Genomic DNA, 6,543 nt, shown 5'->3' with positions numbered 1-6,543 from the left:
GGCCGCCTACCGCGACCTGCCGGACGTCGAGATCGTCGCGATCGCGGGCAAGGAACCGGAGCTGCTGCGCTCGCGAGGTTCGGCGGGCGGAGGTCCGCTTCGCGGAGGGCGTTCCACTGGGCCGCGTTGAGGGTCAGCACGCGCAGGTCGGGAAGTTCCGCGACCGGGGTGATGTCCTCGACGTCGGCGTCCGACAGGTCCAGCCTGGTCAGGGCGGGCAGGGTGCGGAGCACTGCGATGTCCAGCGGTTCGGCCGCACCCGCGAGCTTGAGGTCCCAGATCGTCGGCTGGTGCGCCAGGGCGGCCAGGTCGATCCGGTCCGCCTCGATCGCGAGCGACTCCAGCGCAGGTTGATCGCCCAGCGCCGGGGTGACCAGCTTCGCGCGGTTGATCCGCAGTTCTCGCAGGTTCGCCAGCGGGGCCAGCGCGGCGAGGTCCAGGGTTACCGCGTCGTTGAGGTACATGCGCTGGGCGTCGTCGGCGCTCTCCACCACCTCGGCCAGGTCCCTGGAACCGAAGTCGTGGTAGACCCGTTCGTCGAAGCCCGCTCCGCCGAAGCCGGCGTGGATCTGCAGGTAGTCCTCGTCCGGGTCCTCGTCCTCGTAGTCGCCCTCGCGGAGGGCTTCGACGACGCCGGTCAGGATCTCGGTCACCGATTCCGCGTAGTAGTCCGGCGGGCCGTGCACGTCGCGGCCGTACTCGAAGACCTGGCCGGACCTGCCCTGCGCGGCCGGGTCGAGGTCGACCGCGAGGTCGTTCATCGCGAAGTCGGTGGCGAAGGTGATCCACCAGTCGTTGCGGGACAGGCGCTTGATGGTGTCCGGCGGGTCCGACTCGAAGACCACGGCGTCGTCGAACGGGCCGTCGTTCCAGCCGAGCGAACCGGGCTGGTGGTACTCGACGACGTCGTCCAGCGGGTACGGCGAGTACCGGCCGAGCAGTCCGGTCTCCGAGGCGTCGTCCCTGGTCATCCGGTAGAGCGCGCGCAGGTCTTCCGGCAACCGGGCGCCCAGTTCGGCTTCGGCCGCGGCGATCTCCTGCTCGGAGTAGCCGGGCCCCAACGCCGGCGGTCGCCCCTTGATCTCCTGGTACCGCTCGACGAACTCGCGGAACAGTGCGGAGACCTCGGCGAGCGCGGCCGGGTCCGTGGGTGCTCCGGTGGGCTTCGACGCGGCCGGCAGCGGCATCCCCGGTAACGGGTGGGCGGGCAGCCGGAAGTCGTCGTCGAGCACCACGCCGGTCACCGACTCCAGCGCCGTGCTGCAGGCGAGCTCGAATCCGGTGTCGCGGACCACCAGCTCGACGACCAGCGGGCGACCGCCGGTCGGCACCGGGAGCAGTTCGGTGAGCGCTGATCTGGCGTCGAAGAAGTCGGGTTCGAGGTCGACGTCGACGCCGACCGGGTGCGTGATCTGCGTTGCGCCGCCATCGATGCGCATCCACACGACCGCAGGTCCACTGTGTCCGGCTCCGGCGCGCAGGCCGAGCGCCAGCCGCCGGGCTGCCGCCTGAAGTCCCGTCGTCATGCGCGAAATTGTGCACCCGGGCACCACGGCGATCGGACTGGGTGCCAGGCAGGACGCGACCCTCACGCCGCACCGCGTCCTGACTGGCACACCCCCAGCGTCCGGATTCCACGATCGTGGAATCAGGACAGACGGTAATCTTAGCTGTGAGAATCCGTCAATCGGCGGAGCGGTGCGAACCCTGTGATTTCGGAGTGATCGTGATGACAGCCCCTGGTGCCGCCTTGGCCGAACGGCTGGCGTGGCTGCGGGAGTCGTTCCCCAACCCCGAGACCGGCAAGCCCTACGAGGTCAAGGCGATCGCCGCCGCGACCGGGATCTCGCTGTCCCAGCTGTACAAGATCCTCTCCGGCGAATCGCCGAACCCCGGCTGGCAGCACCTCAAGGCCCTGGCCGGCTTCTTCGGCGTCCCGCTGGACACCTTCGACGACGGCGAGCACGGCGCCAAGATCCGGACGCAGCTGGCCGCGCTGGTCGAGCTGCGCAGCCTGAAGGAAGGCGGCGTGGAGTCGGTGAGCCTGCGCGGCCTGACGCCGGCTCAAGCCGACCGCATCCGCGGCGTCGTCGAAGACCTGCGCCGCTCCAACACCACCCCCGGTCACGATGACGCATGAGCCTGATCACGAGCCGTTCCGCTGCGCCCGCCTGGTGGTGGTCATGAGCCAGAATCGCGGTGTGAAGCCGTCGCAACAGCGCGATCTGGCGGCCCGGTGCCAAGAGCTGGCGGCTGCCCTCCCGCTGCCCTCGCCTTGGGACCTGGAGACGTTCATCGGCGAACTCTCCGAGCTCCGCGGGCGTCCGATCGAGCTGCGCCGGGTGGCCACTGTGGAATCCGACGCCCCGTGCGGGGCGCTGGTCTCCCTCGCCGACCGGGACGTGATCGGCTACCTGCCGAGCACCCCGCTGCACGAGGAGCACATCGTCCTGCACGAGGTCGCGCACCTGGTGTGCGGGCACTCCGACACCAAGCTCGCCGACTCCCCGCTGGTCGCGGCACTGGTCCCGGACCTGCCGCGGGACCTGGTGCAGAGCGTGCTCGGCCGCTCGGCCTTCGACGCGGACACCGAGCAGGAAGCCGAGCTGGTGGCCAGCCTCTACCTGTACCGCGCGGGCCGCGCCCCGGCGCCCCTCCGCCGCGTGCGCAAGCTCGACGCGAAGTCCGGGCGCACGCTGCGCGAGATCCAGGCGACCTTCGACAGCGCGCGACGAGGACCCGAGAAGCGCCGATGACCAGCATCGTCCTGCAAACCGCTGGTCTCATCGCGGTGCTGGCAGCCGTCGCCAAGCTCGTCCAGTCCCGGCATTCGCCGACGCCCAGCGTGCTGTACCTGTGCGGTGCGATCGGTTCGGTCGGGCTGTCGGCGGCACTGGTCGCGACGTCCTCGCTGACCTGGGTGGCGACCTGGGAACCGGTGCCGAACTCCGGTCGCCTGGCGGCGAACATGCTGGCCGTGGTGGCGGCCGTGTGCGTCCACGGACTGCTCGCGAACCTGGTGCACGAGAAGGCGGCGGCCCGCCGCGCGATGCGGCTCCAAGTGCTGGTGGCCGCGGTCGCTGCGGTCTGCATGGTGGCGCTGATGCTGGCTGCGGGCATCCCGTTCCACCCGGAGTTCCTGGCCGCGTTCGCCGACCGGCCCGCCGTGGCGGCTTACCTGACGGTCTTCTCGCTCTACATCGGATGGGCCACGCTGGCGTTCGGCTGGTTCCTGCGCCGCTACATCTCCCAGACCGATCGCCGCTGGTTGCGGGCCGGATTGCGCACGATCCAGGCGGGCTGCGTCGCGTCGGGGATCTGGGCGGCGAGCAAGATCGCGGCGGCTTTCCGGGCCTTGGCCGGGCACCAGCCGGGGATCCTGGACCCGATCGGCGGGGCGTGCGCTGCGACGTGCGTGGCGTTGGTGGCCATCGGCGCCACCATGCCGGTGTGGGGTCCGCGGGTGGCGTTGCCGTTCGCGTGGTTGCGCGCCAAGCGCCAGGCGCAGCAGCTCCGTCCACTGTGGAACCAGTTGTCGGCCGAACTCCCCCAGATCGCCCTGCCCGCGGGGATGATCGCGCCGAACGCGCAGTTCGCGCTGTACCGCCGGGTGGTGGAGATCCGCGACGCCCAGCTGCTCCTGCGCCCCTACGTCCACCCCTCCGCGAGCGGCTGGGCGCGTCGTGCTGCCGAAGAAGCCGGCCTGGACGAGCGGGCGGCCCACCAGACCGCCGAAGCGGCGCGCCTGGTCACCGCCCTGGACGCCCACGCCGCAGGCCACCGCCACCAGCCGGAACCGGACGAGACCAGCGCCCCGTACCGAGGCGTCACCTCGGACACCGCCACCGAAGCGCGCTGGCTGATCGAGGTGGGCCGAGCAGCAGAACGCTCAGCGATCGTCAAGACCATCCGCGACCAGGCCCGGGCCGACCTCCCGACCTCCCCGGCGTAACCGGCCGCAAGCCGTCGTACGGCCCCAATTCCGTGTGAGAACGACCCCTCCCCCGGTGACGCCCACGTCCCGCATGCCGTCCTCGGATTATCGGCTCTGGCTATAAGCCTGACTCGGGATTCGGCCTTGTCGATGCCGTTGAACAGCGCTGGAGTTGTTGCAGCGCAGCGCTTGTCAACGAGGTCGAGGCCGTGACGGAGGCTCACATGGCATCAGCCGAAATCGGGACGCCGGTGGTGTCATCGGCGCCCCCACGCCCGGACCGCAAGGCATGGGGCATCGTCGTCCTGCTCTTCGCCTTCTTCACCCTGAACTTCGCGGACAAGGCGGCGGTGGGGTTGGCGGCACCGCAGATCCGCCACGACCTCGGCCTGAGCGCCGGGGACTTCGGCCTGGTCGGCAGCGCGTTCTTCTGGTTGTTCGCCGTCGGCGCGGTGGGGTTGTCCGCCGCCATGCGCTGGATCTCCGCGAAGTGGGCGGCGGCCATCCTGATGTTCACCTGGGTGGCCAGCATGCTGCCGCTAGCGATGCCCACGACGTTCGGTGTGCTGCTGGTGTCCCGGATCGTGCTGGGCTTCTTCGAGGGGCCGGCGCACGCCCTGTGCCAGAGCGTCGTCGCTGACCGGTTCCCGAAGGAGAAGCGGGCGTTCGCCGGGTCGATCGTGAACGCGGGGTCCTCGGTCGGTCCGCTGATCTCCGCACCGGTGCTGACCTGGGTGATCGTCTCGTACTCCTGGCACGCCGCGTTCCTCGTGCTGATCGCGGTCGGCCTCGTCTGGCTGGTCGTCTGGCTGTGCTACGTCGAGCGCCAGCCGCTGCGGAAGCGCCCGGTGGCCGTGGAGGCGGCTGCTGACCCGAACGGGCACATCGACGTGCCGTTCCTGCGGTTGCTGCGGCTGCCCAGCTTCTGGGGGCTCAGCCTGCTGTCGTTCGCGGGCTACCTCATCACCTCGCTGAAGGTCTCGTGGCTGCCCGCGTTCCTCGGCGAAGGCCTCGGCTACTCGCCGACCACCGTCGGATGGCTGGTCACCGCGCCCTACGCCACGGCGGTAGTCGTCCTCGTCGTCAGCGGATACCTGTCCGGTCGGCTCCTCGCGCGGGGCTGGAGCTCCCGGGCCGCGCGCGGTCACCTCAGCGGCGTGCTGATCGTCTTCGCCGGGCTGAGCATGATCGCGTTCGCGCTGGTCGGTCCGGGAACGCTCCAGCTGGTGCTGGTGATCTGCACCTTCTCCATCAACAGCGTCGCGTTCTCGGTCGCCTTCGCGGGCGCGTCCGACTTCCTCCCGCAGCGCCAGCGCGCCGCGTTCTTCGGGTGCGTGATCGGGTTCTACAGCATCGCGGGCATCGTCGCCCCCTACGCGCTGGGGCTCATCGTCCAAGCCGGACCGACGCCGTCCGCGGGCTATTCGAACGGGTTCCTCGTAGTCGGCATCGCCATCTGCGCGTGCGCGGTGGTCGGCGCGCGTCTGCTGGACCCGGAAGCCGCCCGCCGGACGCTGGAGGCCGAGACCGCGAGGGGCGGGGTTTCGTGATGGAGGCACCGCTGACCGGAATCCGGGTGGTGGACCTGGGCCAGTACATCGCTGCTCCTGGGGCCGGCCAGCAGCTGGCCGACCTGGGCGCCGAGGTGATCAAGGTCGAGAGCCTCACCGGCGACCAGGCGCGATCCGTCGGCTCGTTCGGCGCGGCGATGCTGCACGCGAACAACCGCGGCAAGCGCAGCATAGCGATCGACCTGCGGCATCCCGAAGGATTCCAGGTCCTCGACGAGCTGTGCGCGGGATCGGACGTGCTGCTGCACAACTTCCGGCACGGCTCGGCCGAACGCCTCGGCATCGGGCCGGAGCAGATGCGCTCGCGCCACCCGCACCTCGTCTACGGGTTCGTCACCGGGTTCGGAACCCGCGGCCCCTCGGCGGGACGAGCGGGCCTGGACATCGCGGCGCAGGCCGAGTTCGGGGTCATGCACACCACCGGCGACGCCGACGGTGAACCGCAGCGAGTCGGCTTCACCATCGCCGATGTGCTGGCCGCGAACGCCCTGGCGGCCGGGGTGCTCGCCGCGCTGGTTCGGCGCGCCCGGACCGGGAACGGCGCGCTCGTCGAGACCTCGCTGATGGAAGCGGTGGTGGCGGCCCAGGCGACGCAGTGGACGGGCTACCGCCTCACCGGCGAAGCGCCCCGCCGGAGCGGCAACGGCCAGCCCGCGGTGGCGCCCGCCGCGGATCTCGTGCAGACCGTGGACGGCGCCGTCGTGGTCTCCGCCTACACCGCGACCAAGTGGGCCGCGCTGTGCTCGGCGATCGACAGGCCCGAGCTCGTGGCCGACCCGCGCTTCGCGGACAACGGGTCGAGGGTCGCGAACCGGTTGGCGCTGAAGGAAGTCCTGAGTTCCGCCCTCGGCCACCTCACCCGAGCCGGAGCCATCGCGCTGCTGGCCTCGCGGGGGATCGTGTGCGGCTCGGTGCGGTCGTTCGACGAGCTGGTGAAGGACGTCGATCTCTCCGCGTCGGGCCTGGTCGTCGAGCTGGACGAGCTCGGGATCGACGTCCCGGCCGCGCCCTTCCAGGTCGACGGGGCTGCCCGCGGCC

At 70.9% G+C, this 6,543-nt stretch carries 6 protein-coding genes; 5 read left to right on the top strand and 1 reads right to left on the bottom strand.

The window, feature by feature from the left end; translation table 11 throughout:
- Positions 1-1,526: SMI1/KNR4 family protein (locus tag ABTZ89_RS33715; RefSeq protein WP_351052445.1), on the bottom strand; the 1,526-nt coding region annotated here is incomplete at its 3' end.
- A gap of 203 nt (positions 1,527-1,729) precedes the next feature.
- On the opposite strand from ABTZ89_RS33715, the gene ABTZ89_RS33710 reads away from it, so the two are divergent.
- From ABTZ89_RS33710 to ABTZ89_RS33690, 5 genes are all read left to right on the top strand, one after another.
- Complete coding sequence (locus tag ABTZ89_RS33710; protein ID WP_270949280.1) at positions 1,730-2,140, top strand: helix-turn-helix domain-containing protein; 411 nt, start codon at positions 1,730-1,732, stop codon at positions 2,138-2,140.
- A gap of 61 nt (positions 2,141-2,201) precedes the next feature.
- The gene (locus tag ABTZ89_RS33705; protein WP_351052442.1) at positions 2,202-2,756 is read left to right on the top strand and encodes a hypothetical protein; all 555 of its coding nucleotides are present in this window, start codon (positions 2,202-2,204) and stop codon (positions 2,754-2,756) included.
- Positions 2,753-3,952 carry an MAB_1171c family putative transporter gene (locus ABTZ89_RS33700; RefSeq protein ID WP_351052439.1) on the top strand — a complete coding sequence of 400 codons (1,200 nt, stop codon included), beginning with the start codon at positions 2,753-2,755 and terminating at the stop codon, positions 3,950-3,952. Before ABTZ89_RS33705 ends, ABTZ89_RS33700 begins: the two co-directional genes overlap by 4 nt.
- A gap of 206 nt (positions 3,953-4,158) precedes the next feature.
- A complete protein-coding gene (locus ABTZ89_RS33695) occupies positions 4,159-5,484 on the top strand; it encodes an MFS transporter (protein WP_351052437.1) in 1,326 nt (441 codons plus the stop codon).
- Positions 5,484-6,543 (top strand): CaiB/BaiF CoA transferase family protein (locus ABTZ89_RS33690; protein WP_351052435.1); only part of this gene is annotated, 1,060 nt, incomplete at its 3' end. The genes ABTZ89_RS33695 and ABTZ89_RS33690, both read left to right, overlap by 1 nt.

This window comes from Saccharopolyspora sp. NPDC002686 (assembly GCF_040295745.1).
Lineage (GTDB): Bacteria > Actinomycetota > Actinomycetes > Mycobacteriales > Pseudonocardiaceae > Saccharopolyspora > Saccharopolyspora oryzae.
The sequence above is the reverse complement of the archived record's forward strand: the minus strand, read 5'-3'. Positions and strand labels throughout refer to the sequence as shown.

Bases quoted from the DNA above. Each gene is read 5' to 3' on its own strand.
- ABTZ89_RS33710 (WP_270949280.1), top strand. From the start codon at position 1,730: ATGACAGCCCCTGGTGCCGCCTTGGCCGAACGGCTGGCGTGGCTGCGG.
- ABTZ89_RS33700 (WP_351052439.1), top strand. From the start codon at position 2,753: ATGACCAGCATCGTCCTGCAAACCGCTGGTCTCATCGCGGTGCTGGCA.
- ABTZ89_RS33695 (WP_351052437.1), top strand. From the start codon at position 4,159: ATGGCATCAGCCGAAATCGGGACGCCGGTGGTGTCATCGGCGCCCCCA.